The organism is Lachnoclostridium phytofermentans (assembly GCF_000733755.1).
Taxonomy (GTDB): domain Bacteria; phylum Bacillota; class Clostridia; order Lachnospirales; family Lachnospiraceae; genus Lachnoclostridium; species Lachnoclostridium phytofermentans_A.
In genome coordinates this window covers 309,964-326,421 of record NZ_JPOF01000003.1, presented here as the reverse complement: position 1 = coordinate 326,421, position 16,458 = coordinate 309,964, and the positions used below count along the sequence as shown (strand labels likewise).

Genomic DNA, 16,458 nt, shown 5'->3' with positions numbered 1-16,458 from the left:
CCATAAAGGGGTATTGTTATGAAAAAAGTAACTATGCAAGATATTGCAAATGAAATCGGAGTATCACGAATGACTGTATCTAAGTGCTTTCAAGGAAGTGATGATATTTCAGAAGAGATGAAAGCAAAAATTATGCAGGTCGCTGGAAAACTTGGATATGTATATAGTAAGCAGGCTCGATATAAAATTCTTATTTTAGCAACCGACATATTCCTAGATAAGACAGAAGAATTCTATGGAGAATTATATAAACGGATGAATGAACTATCTGGGTTACACAACATGGTGTTATCACTGAAGGTGATAACAAAAATGGAGGGTGAAAAAGGAATTATAGAGAGCGATTTGAAAAATTTCAATGGCATCATTGTTTTAGGACAGCTTTCTAAAACATGTATCGATGAAATTAAAAAAATTGCATTACCAACAGTTTGCGTCGATTTTTATTATCGCAACAGCGGATTAGATACCATTATCTGCAATAATTATCAAGCAAGTTATAACATAACAGCTAGCCTGATTGATAAAGGACATAAAAAGATTGCTTTTGTTGGCAATTTAAATGTAACAAGTAGCATTAATGATCGTTTCTTAGGATACTATAAAGCAATTTTAGAGGCTGGAATAGAATATCGACAAGACTTTAGAATAGATGATCGTGATCTATCAGGAGAATTCAATGAATTGAAATTACCTCATGATTTGCCAACCGCATTTGTATGTAACAATGACCACATTGCTTATTTACTAATAAAGCAGTTAAAAAAGCAGGGCTATCAGATACCAAAAGAGATTAGTGTGGTTGGTTTTGATGACGTTATCTACAGTAGTATCTCTGAACCAGCGATTACTACGATGAGAATTACCAGAAAAGATATGGCAAAACAGGCACTTGACATGTTGCTATATCGAATTCAAAATCCAGCTGCAGAAATTAGAACTGTAACAGTGGAATGTAAGATGATAGAACGTGACTCTGTCTTTGAGTGCATAGACAGAGGATAGACATAAGGAGATTAACATGACAGCAATAAGAAGATGTGAGCAAAATCCTCTCATTATTCCAAGTCAGGTAAAACCTAGTAGGGAAGACTTTAAAGTAGAGGGCGTATTTAATTGCGGAGTAACAAAGTATCAAGGTGAAGTGATTTTACTTTGCCGTGTTGCGGAATCCGTTCATAACACTGAGGAGGATAAAGTAGTCATTCCTATGGTAAAAAAGATTGATGGTGTGGAAACAATCGTAGTGGAAACAATATCAAAATCTGAGCATCCAGACTATGACTTTTCAGACAGCAGAAGTGTATGGACCAATGGCGAAAATGGACCAAGAAAGATTCTGTACTTGACTTCACTATCTCACTTTCGTATTGCAAGATCCAAAGATGGAGTCAATTTTACCATTAGTGAAACACCAGACATTTTCCCAGAAGAATCGGAAAGTTGGGGGATTGAGGACCCGAGAATTACATTCATAAATGGAGCTTATTACATAACGTATACATCGGTATCTTGTTATGGAGCTTCCACCTCCTTAATTGTAACCAAAGACTTTGTGGAATATGATCGTAAGGGTATCATCTTTGCTGCGGAAAATAAAGACGTTACCATATTTCCTGAAAAAATTGGTGATTCTTATTACGCCCTAAATCGTCCAGTGCCGATGGCAATTGGCAATCCGGATATGTGGATAGCAAAGTCACCAGACTTGCTACATTGGGGAAATCAAAAGCATTTTCTTGGCGTATCAGAGGAAAGCTCTTGGATTAATGGTCGTATCGGTGGCGGAGCAGTTCCAATTAAGACAGAAAAAGGTTGGCTTGTTGTTTACCACGCTGCGGATCGCGATAATCGTTATTGCTTAGGAGCATTATTATTAGATTTCAATGATCCAACTAAAATTTTAGCAAACACCAAACATCCGATTTTAGAACCAGAAGCAATCTATGAGACAGAAGGTTTCTTTGGTAATGTTGTGTTTACTTGTGGTGTTTTGTTAGAAGAAGAGACATTAATCATATACTATGGTGCAGCAGACGATAAAATTTGTCGTGCGGATGTTGCTTTATGTGATGTTTTCGATGATTTGGAATCTGTTGAGTCTTAACACATGATTGAAATAGTGTTAAAGTAATACTTAATAAAAGAATCGAAGTCAGATTGACATACAGGATAATAACTGATATACTGACTAACGGGAATGAAGTTCTCCCTTGGTTATAACCTAAACCGCTTATTAAGCTGATGACTTCTGTGAGGATATCACAGGAGAAGTCAGCTTTTTTTGTACATGACAAGGAAAAATCGCGTGTAAAAACAAAAGAATAAAAAGACCAAGAGAATAAAAACAAGGGAAAAACAGCGAAAGAGGAAAGAATAACAATAAAAGTACAAAAAATGAATTAGGTACAAAAATAAAGAACATATACAAGGAGATTTGTATGTTAACTAGTTTAGCTCTCATATTTTTGCTTGGACTACTATTAGGAGGGATTGCTCAAAAGTTCAAATTACCTAGCTTATTAGGCATACTATTAGCTGGTATGATATTAAGTCCCTATGCATTTAATTTATTAGATGGCTCAATTCTTTTGATATCTCCGGATTTAAGAAAATTAGCCTTAGTAATTATTTTAACACGTGCAGGGTTATCTCTTGATTTAAAGTCACTAAAAAAAGTTGGTCGTCCTGCTATTCTAATGTGTTTTGTTCCTGCAAGTATTGAGATTGTCAGTGTAATTTTATTAGCTCCCCCTCTGTTGCATGTTTCTATATTAGAGGCAGCGATAATAGGAGCAGTAATTGCTGCAGTGTCCCCGGCGGTCATTGTACCAAGAATGCTTCGTATTATGGAAGAAGGATACGGAAAAAAACATAGTATCCCAGAGCTTATTTTAGCAGGTGCATCGGTGGATGATGTATTTGTGATTGTGTTATTTACTGCATTTACGTCATTAGCACAAGGAGAAGGAGTATCTGTTGGAGCTTTTGTAAGAATCCCTGTATCGATTGTTTTAGGAATTTTAGTTGGAGTATTTGTCGGAATTCTTTCAAATTGGTTCTTTCGGAACTTTCATTTTCGAGATTCTGTGAAGATACTGATACTGCTAAGCATATCTTTTTTACTATTAGAGTTAGAGACAAGAATGGAAGGTTTTCTGTCAATGTCAGGGTTACTTGCTATCATGAGCTTAGGTATTACCTTATATCAAACTTATCCAATGCTTTCGGAACGATTATCTGCAAAGTACAACAAATTATGGGTGGCTGCGGAGATCATTCTATTTGCTTTAGTTGGTGCATCTGTGGACCTTTCCTATGCTGTGAAGGCAGGAGGAGTTGTAATTATCTTAGTTCTTGGTGCACTCTGTTTTCGAATGTTAGGAGTACTGCTTTGTCTTATCAAAACCCCTCTGACCAGGAAAGAGAGAATATTTTGTATACTTGCTTATACACCGAAAGCAACTGTTCAGGCAGCGATTGGTGCTATTCCTTTTTCCATGGGTTTACCATGTGGTGAGATTGTTTTAACCGTAGCGGTGATCTCTATTTTAATCACAGCACCACTGGGAGCAATTTTTATAGACAGATCCTATCGTAAGCTGTTGACAGAGAAGGAAAACCTCTGATATACCCACCAAAAAAGAGTATTTTTACACCGGATTTATGCAGGTATGCGTAGCGTATCGATATTGCTTCTATAATATAATCATGGCAAGTGTTTGCAAACAATGTATATATTGGAATAGATGTTGTTACAGATGATTAACAATGTTAGAATAGAATAACAGTGGTTCATTTCGTTAGCTACTAGTGGAATGCTTCTATCAATAAAGCGAAAGGAATGATAAATACATGATTTTATGTAACGAAAGTGAAATTAAGAAATATGAAGCAATGATACCAGGACTTAGAAAAGCATTTGATGAACTATATGCTCAAAACGAATCAGAAGTAGGCAGATATGAGTTGAGTAAAGGATTTTATATGATACAAAAAGGAACTACGATACCAATAAATGAAGGACGGTTTGAGGCACATGAAAGATACATCGACGTTCAGATTCTGGTTCATGGTGAGGAAATTGTAGAATGGGCAAGTATAGATGATCTTACTATCAGTGAACCTTATAACACAGAAAAAGATTGTAAGTTTCTAACGGGAAATGGAACAGCAATAGAAATGAAAGCGGGAATGATATATATCTTATTTCCAGAGGATGCACATAAACCCTGCTGTCATTTCACAGCGCCTAAGGAGTATCATAAAATAGTAATTAAATTACCCATAAAATAATATTGAGTTGATCAAAATAATAGATTAACACTCTTTGTCAAAGCAAAGTGAAAATAAAAATAAAAATATCTCCAACTATGATTATGTAGTTGGAGATATTTTTTTTATAGGAACTTGCGTTCTATCATTAAAACCGCTCCGCTTATATATATATTTCGCAAACGCTTCTTAATTCTGATAGAAAAAAATAATGAAATGATCCATTTCATATACCGGGAAGCCTTATAAATAAAGGAAAGAGGAAATATGACACATAAATAGGCAGAAAAATAAGACACAAAAAAAGATAGGGGAAAACTGAACTGAAAGAAGGAAAAGTGGAAATTTACATCACAAATTGCTCAGTTTATACTTTAGGTGTAAGGAGCAAGCAACAATCTTTAATCACATAGCAAAAATGAAAGAAAGGAACAGATAAGATGAATGACATCAAGTTTTGTAAAACAATCGAACAGTGGTGTGTATGGGAAGTTGCAGTAAATGGAAAAAAAGAAGGGAATCCTTATGTGGATTTTAACATATTCGGAGAATTTGTGAGTAAAAGTGAAACGAAAAAGGTAGAAGGCTTTTACGATGGCGATGGGATTTACCGGATACGTTTTATGCCATCCTATATAGAAGAGTACCAGTTTAATATTATTGGCTCGGCCATTGACACTACCTATAAGGGAGCTTTTGTGGTAACCAAAGCGCAGAATGGAAATCATGGTAAAGTTAAGGTAGCGAATCAGTTTCATTTTGCTTACGAGGATGGTACACCATATTACTCCATTGGAACGACCTGTTATGCATGGATACACCAAAGTGAGAAACTTCAGTCAAAGACATTACAGGCACTTTCTAAAAGTCCATTTAATAAGATTCGATTTTGTATCTTTCCAAAGCATTATTGGTTCAATTATAAAGATCCAATTCAATTTCCTTATGAAGGAACACCAGTTAACATTGAAAATATGACTCCTGATAATTTTAAGGATTATGATTACAGTGATGAAAATCAGTTTGACTGTACAAAATTTGTTCCTGAATTTTTTAGAAGTATAGAAAAGCAGTTACAAAATCTAATGGATATGAGCATAGAAGCGGATATCATTATATTTCATCCATATGATCGTTGGCGATTTTCTTATATGACTCCAGAAGAAAATGATTTATATCTCCATTATATTGTAGCAAGATTTGCTGCTTATCGAAATGTTTGGTGGTCCCTTGCTAATGAATTTGATTTGATGCAAAACAGAACGATTGAGGAATGGGAACATTATGGAAATACCATCAAGAACATAGATCCATATGATCATCTCAGGTCAATACATAACTGGCGAACATTTTATGATCACACAAAAGATTGGATCACTCATTGCAGTATCCAAAGAACGGATTATTTCAAACCTGTAGAATTATCAGACCAATGGAGAAGTCAGTATCAAAAGCCAGTAGTGATTGATGAACTCTGCTATGAAGGGAACATATATGGTGACTGGGGGAATATCACAGGAGAAGACATGGTAAGAAGATTTTGGCAATCTGTCTGTAGAGGTTGTTATGCAGGACATGGGGAAACGTTTGAAAACCCAGAAGGGATACTTTGGTGGTCTCACGGAGGAGACCTTCATGGTGAATCAGCACCTCGTCTTGAATTTTTGTTGCAAATCATGAATGAAATACCTGGACATGGTCTTAAGCTTCGAACACCATCTAAGTTTGGTACAACAGCAATCTTACAAGAGGATGATGATGAGCATCCGAGTTTTCTACTTTGCTATTTTGACCGCACTAGGCCAATGAGAAAGCCTTTTTATATTGATGATGAGACAGAGTATCAGATTGAATTAATTGACACTTGGGATATGACAATTACAGATATGGGAACTGGTAAAGGTAAATTTGAGGTACCGATGCCTGGAAAAACCTATATGGCAATACGACTTACTGCAAAAATAGAGAAATGAGAGGCGGTGAAAGAATGAAGAGAAATAAAAATAACGCGATTCCAACAAGAGTCAAAAGTTCTAGACTGAAAATGATAAAAAAAAGTATGTATCTTTATATTATCTTTGTAATTCCTTTTATTTATTTTATATTGTTTCACTATTTACCAATGTATGGTGTCATCGTATCTTTTCAGGACTATAACATTGTAAAAGGCTTTAGTGGTAGTGAATGGGTTGGATTTAAGCACTTTGAAAAGTTTCTGACAGATAGTTATTTTTGGAAGCTGGTAAGAAATACTTTATTGCTGAATATATACGGTTTGCTATGGGGATTTCCAATTCCAATTATTTTAGCACTACTGTTAAATGAATTAAAAAATGGTGTTTTTAAAAGAGTTGTGCAAAGTGTCAGTTATTTACCTCATTTTATATCAAGCGTAGTTGTTTGCGGTATGGTAACAAACTTCTTAGCATCGGATGGATTGATAAATAAAATTCTTAATTACTTTGGTCACGACTCAGTTCAATTTTTAATGTTTCCAGAGTATTTTAGAACTATTTTTACAACGACTGGAATTTGGCAATCAGCAGGCTGGAATTCTATTATCTATCTTTCTGCATTGACAGCAGTAGATCAAGAGGTTGTTGAGGCTGCAATGATTGATGGTGCAGGACGATTAAAGAGAATTCGTCATGTCATGTTGCCGAGTATCGCACCTACCGTATCTGTTATGTTAATCATGCAGATTGGTAAACTTATGAACTTAGGATATGAAAAGATATTGTTGCTATATAACGGATCTACCTATGAAACAGCAGATGTTATATCGACTTATGTATATCGTCGAGGAATCATAAACAATGACTTAAGTTATGCAACTGCAGTTGGTTTGTTTCAGTCAATCATAGGCTTGATACTTTTAATATCCGCGAATAAGATTTCTAAAAAGGTCAGCGAGACTAGTATGTGGTAGAGGGGTGACGGCATGAAAAATACGAAAAAACAAATATACAGTAAGGGCAGCCGTTGCTTTAACATCTTTAACTACATTATTTTAGCAATCGTTGCGATCATTATGTTTTATCCGATGTATTATATTTTTATTGTCTCGATCAGTTCAGCGAGTCATATTAATAAAGGTGATATTACCTTATTACCGAAAGGAATCACATTTAAGGCTTATGAGATAGTTCTTAATACAGAACGAATCTGGACTTCCTATAAAAATACGATTATCTATACCGGATTAGGTACTCTAATTAATCTATTATGTACAGCAATGTGTGCTTATCCTCTATCGAGACCAGATTTTTATGGAAGAAAGGTATTTACGATATTTGTTACAGTTACAATGTTTATTAATGGTGGAATGATACCACTATACTTAGTAATTATGAATTTGGGATTGATTAATACAATATGGGCAATTGTATTACCATCTGCAATTAGTACCTACAATATGATTGTAATGAGAACCTCATTCCAGGCGATTCCTACATCACTAACAGAGTCTGCTTACCTCGATGGAGCAAATGATATTCATATTTTAACTAAAATTGTACTTCCACTATCAAAACCAATTATGGCGACTATGACGCTTTTTTATGCAGTGCAACATTGGAATAGCTATTTCCCAGCAATGCTGTATCTTAACGATTCCAGAAAGTATCCATTACAGATTATCTTACGTGATATTGTTGTACAAGGTGAAATGACGGATCAGGGAAGTGATATTTCCAGTGCACTGAATATTGTAGCAACCAACTACAAATATGCTGTTATAATAGTAGCAGTAGTACCAATATTACTGATCTACCCATTATTACAGAAGTATTTTACAAAAGGCGTTATGGTAGGTGCTGTAAAAGGATAAATAAAACAAAGGAGAGGATTTTATGGGAAAAAGAATGTTAAGAAAAGTATTATGCTTAATTTTATCAGTAGTAATGGTTTTAAGCGTAACGGGGTGCAAGAAGTCAGAGGATACTAAGAACGAGGATGCAAATAATGGTTCGTCAAATCAGCCAACACAGAGTGCAGGTGACACAAGTAATTCAAATGAAACTTCAACAAAGCTTTCAGATAAGGAAATAACGGTAAGTGTATTATTGTCTGATAATACAAATCAGCCAATTAAGAACTTTGCTCCTGCACAACAAGAAATCTTTGATAAGACAAATATAAAGCTTGATTATCAAGTCGTTCCAACAAGTAATTACGAAGAAAAGAAAAGTGTTTTATTAGCAACGAATAATTTTCCAGACTTTGTTTATGTGAGAAGAAATGATTTGGTGCAGTATGGTTCTACTGGAGTATTCCAACCTTTAATGCAATATGTAAATGAGGAGACAATGCCAAACTTCTATAAGTTTTGGAAAGAGTATCCAGAGATGGAGAATTATCTAATTGATGGTGAACTATATGCTTTTCCTGTAATACAAAGAGGAGAGATTGCAAATGGCTTTGGACCGGTTATCCGTACTGATCTTTTGGAAAAACACAATATAGATATACCACAAACTTTTGATGAATTATTGGATGTTTTAGTTCAATTAAAAGAGTTATATCCGGATTCTATACCTTGGACAGGAAGAAAGGGAACCATTCAATTATTAAAAACAACTTCCTACATGCTTGGTTCTGGATATGGTAATACTGGATTATATTATGATTATGATGTGGATGGAGGCTCCTATGTATATGGACCTGCTACAAAAGAGTTTAAAGCTGTGCTTTCCTTCTTAAATAAAGCTTATGAAGCAGGAGTACTAGATCCTGACTTTGCAACTACTACAGGAGAACAATTAGAGTCAAAGATGACCAGTGGAAAGTCATTTTTATACATTGATAATAGTGGATTTGGTATGAACTATAACCCAACGTTAAGAGAGATTGCAGGAGATGAGAGTGCTACACTTCAGCTAATACCTATTCCAAAAAATTCATTTGGACAAAGCAGAGCTATTTCTTATGAGACTGCATTACCAGACAGATTCTATGCACTAAATGCGGGTTCTGACAATATTGATACACTTGTGAAATTCATTGATTGGATGTACTCAGATGAAGGTTCTGATATATCGAATTATGGTAAAGAGGGATACAGCTTTACTTATAATGAGAAAGGGGAACCAGAATATATTAAAGATTATGTAATGCAATTTAAAGGAGCAAATCCATCCACCTATTATGCTGTATTTGCTGATCTAGGTGTTACTAAGTTAAACTTTAGCTTATATGCATGTAATATAAAAACAACGATGGAAATCCAAAAAATGGTTGGTGACTGGACAAATGATATGGATGAATATTGGAATATCGTACAGACAGATAATGCATATAAACCACCACATATCGATCCATCCATGACTACAGATGAGGCAGAACGTGCAGCTGATATCTTAATTGAACTAAACACTATGCTAGAACAAGAATACAACAAATATATCATGGGTGTTGAACCAATTGACAATTGGGATTCCGTAATCGAAAGAGCAAATAAACTTGGTGCAAGAGAGTTAGAAGAGATCTATAATAATGCACAGAACAGATAATAATTTACAACGTAAAAAGTAGTGAAATAGGCTCTCTCTTTTGCTAAAATAGAGAAAAAGGGAGAGTCTAGCTCTTTATGGAGGTGTTTACAAATGATATATAAATTTCTACAAAACTTACACCAAAGAAGCTTTTTACGTCGTCTATTTATGTATTGCCTTAGTGTATTATCATTATTGCTTGTGTTTTTAGTCATAAATTACGTTATTTCCAGTAGAGAATTGAAGGAACAGATATATGGTAAAGTTGAGAAGAACCTATCATTTATCTCAGATACTATCGATACTAGGATTGAGACAGTTCAAAAGATGGCGTTGTCTTTCTTTAACAGTGAGTCAGTTCTTGAGTTTTACCGAATTGAAGAGGAACAAACAACCGAGATACAGGCAGAGCAGTACAGAGTATGTAAGGTTTTAACACAAAATGAATCTCTTTTCAGTGATTTTGTGAAACGCTATTATGCGTTTTATTCGTTATCAGATAAGGTTTATTCTGGAGCAGGAGTTTATTCGAAAGATTTTTATTTTAATGAACTATTTCAATATGAGTTATATCCAGAGGAATATTGGAAAGGGGAATTTAAAAATAATTCATTTCGGTTGTTACAACCTTCTAAAGTATATAGTAATACATATGGCACGATGGGTGAAGTGTTACCTATCGTTTATGCAAAAAATATTAGGGGAAAACAGGTCGTATTTATTGCGGATGTTAGCAGTGAAAAGATAAGAGAAATATTGGATTGTGCAACGATATTAAATGGTATTAATGTTTTGATACTACAGGATGATCAATTATTGTTACAAAGTTCAGAAGTTAGTTATTCAACAGAAGGAACAGAAAAACTGATTAACAGTTTATCACAGAACAGTGGGAGAAATAACTTAACAATTGACAATGCAGATTATTCTGTATTTCACATAAAATCAGAGTATTCAAGTCTTAAATTTGTAGCGTTAGTACCTGTGATAGAATTAAATAGTATGATGTATTCGAATTTGTATTATATATTAATGCTTGGAGTTGCTCTTATCGGTAGCGGCATATTGTTGTCTGTATTTTTCTCCTATCGAATATATAAACCTATTAATACAGTGATTTCGTCTATTTCAGAGGAAACAGGAGATACGATTGTTGATGAGGTAAGCTATTTGCAGCAAAGCGTCGAAAATATGGTTGCGGAAAACCGAAGTTACAATAGTAAACTCCAATATTATGGTGAAAGCTATGTGGAACATCAGATGCAGCTTTTAATTAATGGAATCGATATAGTAAAGAAAGAGGAGCTATTGCAAATCTTAAGAGAGCATCATGGATTTCTTTACGATAATTATATCTGTACCAATATACTATTTAACTTCACAGAAAAATTTTATGAAAGTTTTTCTACAGAACAACAGGATAGGATTACCGAAAAACTAAGTGATATCTTACAGACCATATTGGATAAGAAAGAATTATGTTATGTATTTCAAATACAGAAGGGCTTATTTACCTGTATAGTGAACTATGATGGGAATAGAAGTTTGGAAGAGATTAAGAATTCTATCAATGAACTTGAAGTTATATTTAAAGAGGATATCGATTTTTATCATGTACAAGTTGGTATGGATAGCTATCCTTGCTTCATTCATAAGTTAAACTATTCTTATAACCATGCAATGGTGGCACTACGTAACTGCAATCCAAATAATGCGTTTGAATTAAAGGATTATCAGCAATTGTCACGGAAGAATAAGATATCCTTTACATTCTATGACCAAAAGAAAATAGTAAACTGCATTACCATAGGTAATAAGGAAAAGCTATTACAGCTTTTAAACCAGCTGTTGGATGAGAATATAAAACGAAACATTGAATATCAAGACTTGAAAGAACTTTTTATGCAGGTATACTATGTCGGTCAACGTTGTCTAGAAGAAAACAAGCTTGAGTACACAGAAATGGAAAATATGTATGCCATGATTGAAGTAGTAAAAAATTTAAATAGAGAAGAAGATATCATAATAAGTAAAAAAAATATTATGGAGTTCTTAACCAATGTATTAGAACTTGTAAATGGTCAAGAGCAACGAGAAGAATACGGAACAGTTTACAAAATCAAGCAATATGTTGAGAAAAATTATGCTTTGAATTTAAGTCTCGACTCTATTGCAGACGAATTTGGACTAACAGCAAAATATATTTCTAAAATATATAAAATAAAAACGGGAGAAAACATAACGGATTTTATTGATAAAGTTCGCATCCAGCAATCGAAGCAGTTACTTATTCATACGAATATGAAAATAGGTGATATCGCAGTTGCCGTTGGGATAGAAAGCAGAAGTACATTTTTTAGAATATTTCGTAAGCTAGAAGGTGTTTCTCCAAATGAGTATCGCATAATTACCACCACACAGGAGGACAAAGAAAGTGAAGATTGTTGATATTACAAAGGAGTTTATATTTGAAGAAGATAGAGAGTTTGATAGTGCGCATGCATCTACGTTAGTAGAGTTAGCCAATGGAAATATACTTGTAGCCTGGTTTGGAGGCTCCTGGGAAAAGGGTGCAGACGTTACTATTTGGATTAGTATAAGGACTAGCAAAGGCTTTAATAGACCGATATGTATAGAAAAGACTAGAACAGTAGCAATGTGGAATCCAGTATTATTTCAGAAGGAAGACGGGACGGTTATGCTGTTTTATAAAGTTGGCGTTACGATACCAGAATGGAAGACGTGGGTGATTACGTCAAGTGATAATGGTGAAACTTGGTCAACGCCAAAAGAGTTAGTGGAAGGAGATTGCTCTGGAGGGAGAGGTCCGGTTAAAAATAAACCGATACGTCTTAGTAATGGAGATATTTTAGCACCAGCGTCTTTCGAGGGCGAAACATGGGATGCCTTCGTGGATATTTCAGAAGATGATGGTACTACCTGGAAACAAAGTGAGATTGTTCCTGTAAGAAGGGCAGGTTATAATATTCAAATGGTAGATTATCCTTATAGTAAACATCGCTGTTTTGGAAAAGGAGTGATTCAACCTACCCTGTGGCAGGATGATAAGGGTGAGGTACATATGTTACTTCGCAGCACAAGCTCAAAAATCTTTCGAAGCGATTCTACGGATAATGGACGGACTTGGAATCTTGCCTATGCAACCTCATTACCAAACAATAACAGCGGAATTGATCTTGTAAAACTTCCAGGAGAAGTACTGGTGCTAATCTATAATCCTACAGATAACTTACCAAACTATTATAAAGGACCAAGGACCCCACTGATTGCGTCTTATTCCGAGGACAATGGAGAGACATGGAAAGAGCTTGTAACACTTGAGGATGGCCCTGGTGGTTTTGCATACCCTGCAGTAATCTGCAATGATAACAATGAAATATTAATAACATACACATGGAAACGAGAACGAATTGTATTTGTTAAAATTAAGTATGAGTGATAGGAAAGCTACAGACAAGTAGCAGGAAAGTGAGGCTCTTAATATGGAATCAAATACAAGGAGAAAGATAAAAGATAAATTCATAAATCCACCAACATTTTCTCGTTCTTTTCCTTTTTGGGCATGGAATGGAGAACTTGATACGGAAGAAATCAGAAGACAGATAAGACAGATGCAGGAACAAGGAATCGGTGGATTTTTCATGCATTCTAGAGAAGGCCTTGAAACAGAGTACATGGGACAGAAGTGGAACCAATGTATCGTAACAGCCATTGATGAGGCAAAAAAACTAGGAATGTATGCCTGGCTTTATGATGAAGACCGATGGCCGTCTGGTACTGCGGGAGGGAAAGTTACCGCAGGAGGAGATGAATATCGTTGTAAAGGGTTAACGCTTGAAGTATGCGAAAATTTTTGTGAAGACTATTGGAAGGAGAAAGAACTTCTTGCAGTCTATGCAGCTAAAGTAAAAGAGCATGACATTTTTTCGCTTAGAAGAATAGAGAAAGAGCGAGAGTCAACTAATTTAAAAGTTATTACCCATAATACATTAGAGGAAGGTGAGGTGTGCTTAATTGCTCGACTGGAGGTTTCTAAACCGAGTGAGTGGTTTAATAATGAAGCACCTCCTGATAATCTGAATCCAGAAACAGTAAGACGATTTATTTCCTTGACACACGATCAGTATTACAATTTATGTGGTGAAGAATTCGGAAAAACAATACCAGGGATATTTACGGATGAGCCTGGTCTGGCAGATACCCACACGAAATTTCCAGCAAATCGTGGATGGATCCCGTGGACCTATGAATTTATTACATATTTTGAAGAAAATCGAGGTTACGACCCGCTGGACTTGATACCATATCTTTATTTTAATGGAGAAAAGAGTAGAAAAATCAGACATGATTATTGGCATACCATAACCATTCGGTATAGTGAATCCTATGCAAAAGTACTTGGAGAGTGGTGTGAGAATCATGGACTTTCTTTGACAGGACATTTTTTACAAGAGGACAAGCTTGGGTTGGCAACCAGAGTGAGTGGAGCAATTATGCCGCTTTATGAGTATGAGCACATTCCCGGAATTGATATGCTACAAGAGAGAACAGAAGAGTTTATGACCGTGAAGCAATGTTCCAGCGTAGCCCATCAATTGGGACGAAAGCATGTACTATCTGAAACCTATGGTTGCACTGGGTGGGAATTTACCTTCGAGGGGCAGCGATATGTTGGTGACTGGCAGTATGCTCTTGGTGTTAATCTAAGATGTCAGCATCTGGCGCTTTATACAATTGAGGGCTGCAGGAAAAGAGATTATCCGCCATGCTTTAATTATAATACCTCCTGGTGGAAGAAAAATCATGTTGTAGAGGATTATTTTGCAAGGCTTGGTTCTGTATTAGAAGAGGGAGTTCCAAAACAGCAGATTCTTTTATTACATCCTTCTAGTACAGCATGGAGTATGCTTGGGACTAGTCCCTATGGTAATCCGATACGACGTTATGAAAGAGATGTTCCTAAAGTAGATGAAATAGGATATGCATACAATGAACTTATTAAAGACCTTTGCTTCCATCATTTTGATATGGATCTTGGAGATGAGATTATTATGTCAAAATATGCAACGGTTGAAGGAAACCAAGTAAGAGTTGGTAAAGTAACGTATGGTACCTTAATAATACCACCAATTGATACCATGCTACTCTCTACCTATCAACTGTTAAAGGAATTTTTAGACGCTGGTGGAAGACTGATTGTTATGAAGCCTTTTGCTACAATGTTAGAAGGAGAGGAGAACCCAGAAGTATCCGCGCTTTTTCAAAACCAAGGCTGTATCATTGCGGAAGATGCGAATGATTTGTTGCGCATCTTAGAAGCAAGCAATATCAGAACTATCAGTGTAAAAGATTCCTTTGGTAACGAAGAGACTCGTTGTTTGGCTTTGCAAAGAACCACTGGGGAAGATGAGACATTATTTCTAGTGAATAATGATAGAACAAGAGGCTATGATGTTAAAATTGAGCTATACCGTTTGGGAGTTGTTGAGGAATGGAATGCTCTGACTGGAGAAGTATTTCCTGTAGTATCTAGTATGAGTCATGGCAAACTATGTTTTCAGGCAACACTAGGTGGGGCAGATTCAAAGCTATATCGCATTTTAAATAAGGATGTAGCTGGGGATACAGCGAAAGCAACAACATCATGTTATATAGGCAGCAAGCTGCCAGCTACAAAGAAAATACTTTATGACTTCCCGGTAAAGACAACAATCCGAAATACAATGGAAAACACCTTCACTTTAGATCGATGTCAATATCGAATAGGGCAAGAGGGTTGGTCAGAGGAGATGGAAGTTTGGGAAGCTCAAAAAGAAGTACGTGATCAGTTAGGTATGCGCCCAATTCATCTAAACGGATTAGAGCAGCGTTATCAATGGATTACAAAAGCGCATCCAGAGGATGGAAAGCCATTGGAGCTTAAGTTTTATTTTGATATAAACGAGCTACCGACAGGTTCTCTTTCTCTTGCGATAGAACATCCGGAATACTTTACAATCTATTGCAATGGTAAGCTTGTAAAAAAGGAACCTAAGGATTACCTACTTGATCGAAGTATCAAAAAAGTAGAATTAATTGGTTTGTGTGAGGGTGAGAATTGTCTGCAGCTTTCTTGTAACTATAGGAATGATATGGAGTTGGAAGATTGCTATCTGTGTGGTGAGTTTGGAGTTAGCAGGGATCGTAAGATAATTCCTCTGCCAAAAGAGATCGTTACCGGTGATTGGACGATTCAAGGGTTTCTACATTATGCCGGGTCAATCTGTTATGAATATTCGTTTGATTATGTAGAAAACAAAACAAGACGAATTTATTTAGAGTTAGAAGATTATTTTGGGACTTGTGTCACTGTTTATGTTAACGATAAAGCGATAGAAGTTCCATGGAAGGCTGTATCAAATCTTGACATTACTACATTTTTAAAAACAGGAATGAATCAATTGGTCATTGAAGTGATGGGGTCACCAAGGAACCTATTTGGCCCATTCCACTTAAGTGAGAGGAAAAGAGCTGTAACAAACGATGCTTGTTTCCGTACGACTGGTGCAGAATATAGCTCCAATTATAATGTTGTTTCTTACGGACTTTTCCAGCCACCAAGACTATATGAAGACCAAAGGTAAGGCGCAATAACCGGCTCCTAACAACAGTCACAGTAGGGAGGATACTT

At 35.7% G+C, this 16,458-nt stretch carries 11 protein-coding genes and 1 riboswitch; all 11 genes read left to right on the top strand.

Features of this window, described 5'->3' with window-relative positions:
* Positions 1 to 18 precede the first annotated feature (18 nt).
* The 11 genes from CC92_RS0106835 to CC92_RS0106785 all read left to right on the top strand — a co-directional run bounded on the left by CC92_RS0106835 (position 19) and on the right by CC92_RS0106785 (position 16,411).
* The gene (locus tag CC92_RS0106835) at positions 19 to 1,005 is read left to right on the top strand and encodes a LacI family DNA-binding transcriptional regulator (RefSeq protein WP_051650788.1); all 987 of its coding nucleotides are present in this window, start codon (positions 19 to 21) and stop codon (positions 1,003 to 1,005) included.
* Positions 1,006 to 1,021: 16 nt separating this feature from the next.
* Positions 1,022 to 2,107 carry a glycoside hydrolase family 130 protein gene (locus CC92_RS0106830; RefSeq protein ID WP_029503681.1) on the top strand — a complete coding sequence of 362 codons (1,086 nt, stop codon included), beginning with the start codon at positions 1,022 to 1,024 and terminating at the stop codon, positions 2,105 to 2,107.
* 80 nt (positions 2,108 to 2,187) lie between these two features.
* A riboswitch (Fluoride riboswitch) is annotated at positions 2,188 to 2,261 on the top strand.
* Positions 2,262 to 2,441: 180 nt separating this feature from the next.
* A complete protein-coding gene (locus CC92_RS0106825; protein ID WP_029503683.1) occupies positions 2,442 to 3,629 on the top strand; it encodes a cation:proton antiporter in 1,188 nt (395 codons plus the stop codon).
* 226 nt (positions 3,630 to 3,855) lie between these two features.
* Entirely contained in the window at positions 3,856 to 4,296 is a 441-nt protein-coding gene (locus CC92_RS0106820; RefSeq protein ID WP_029503685.1) for a YhcH/YjgK/YiaL family protein, read from the top strand.
* A 419-nt stretch (positions 4,297 to 4,715) separates the two neighbouring features.
* Positions 4,716 to 6,248, top strand: a complete 1,533-nt coding sequence (locus CC92_RS0106815; protein ID WP_029503686.1) for a DUF5605 domain-containing protein — start codon at positions 4,716 to 4,718, stop codon at positions 6,246 to 6,248.
* A gap of 14 nt (positions 6,249 to 6,262) precedes the next feature.
* The gene (locus tag CC92_RS0106810; protein ID WP_029503687.1) at positions 6,263 to 7,204 is read left to right on the top strand and encodes an ABC transporter permease; all 942 of its coding nucleotides are present in this window, start codon (positions 6,263 to 6,265) and stop codon (positions 7,202 to 7,204) included.
* A gap of 12 nt (positions 7,205 to 7,216) precedes the next feature.
* Positions 7,217 to 8,104, top strand: coding sequence for a carbohydrate ABC transporter permease (locus CC92_RS0106805; protein WP_029503689.1), 888 nt, complete (start codon positions 7,217 to 7,219; stop codon positions 8,102 to 8,104).
* A 22-nt stretch (positions 8,105 to 8,126) separates the two neighbouring features.
* On the top strand, positions 8,127 to 9,785 hold the full coding sequence (locus CC92_RS0106800; RefSeq protein WP_029503691.1) for an extracellular solute-binding protein: 1,659 nt from the start codon (positions 8,127 to 8,129) through the stop codon (positions 9,783 to 9,785).
* A 93-nt stretch (positions 9,786 to 9,878) separates the two neighbouring features.
* Positions 9,879 to 12,215 (top strand): helix-turn-helix domain-containing protein, encoded by a 2,337-nt coding sequence (locus CC92_RS0106795; RefSeq protein WP_029503693.1) that lies wholly within the window; start codon positions 9,879 to 9,881, stop codon positions 12,213 to 12,215.
* Positions 12,202 to 13,227: a sialidase family protein gene (locus tag CC92_RS0106790; protein ID WP_029503694.1), complete on the top strand. Its 1,026-nt coding sequence runs from the start codon at positions 12,202 to 12,204 to the stop codon at positions 13,225 to 13,227. Before CC92_RS0106795 ends, CC92_RS0106790 begins: the two co-directional genes overlap by 14 nt.
* 43 nt (positions 13,228 to 13,270) lie before the next feature.
* The gene (locus tag CC92_RS0106785) at positions 13,271 to 16,411 is read left to right on the top strand and encodes a glycosyl hydrolase (RefSeq protein WP_029503696.1); all 3,141 of its coding nucleotides are present in this window, start codon (positions 13,271 to 13,273) and stop codon (positions 16,409 to 16,411) included.
* Positions 16,412 to 16,458 lie beyond the last annotated feature (47 nt).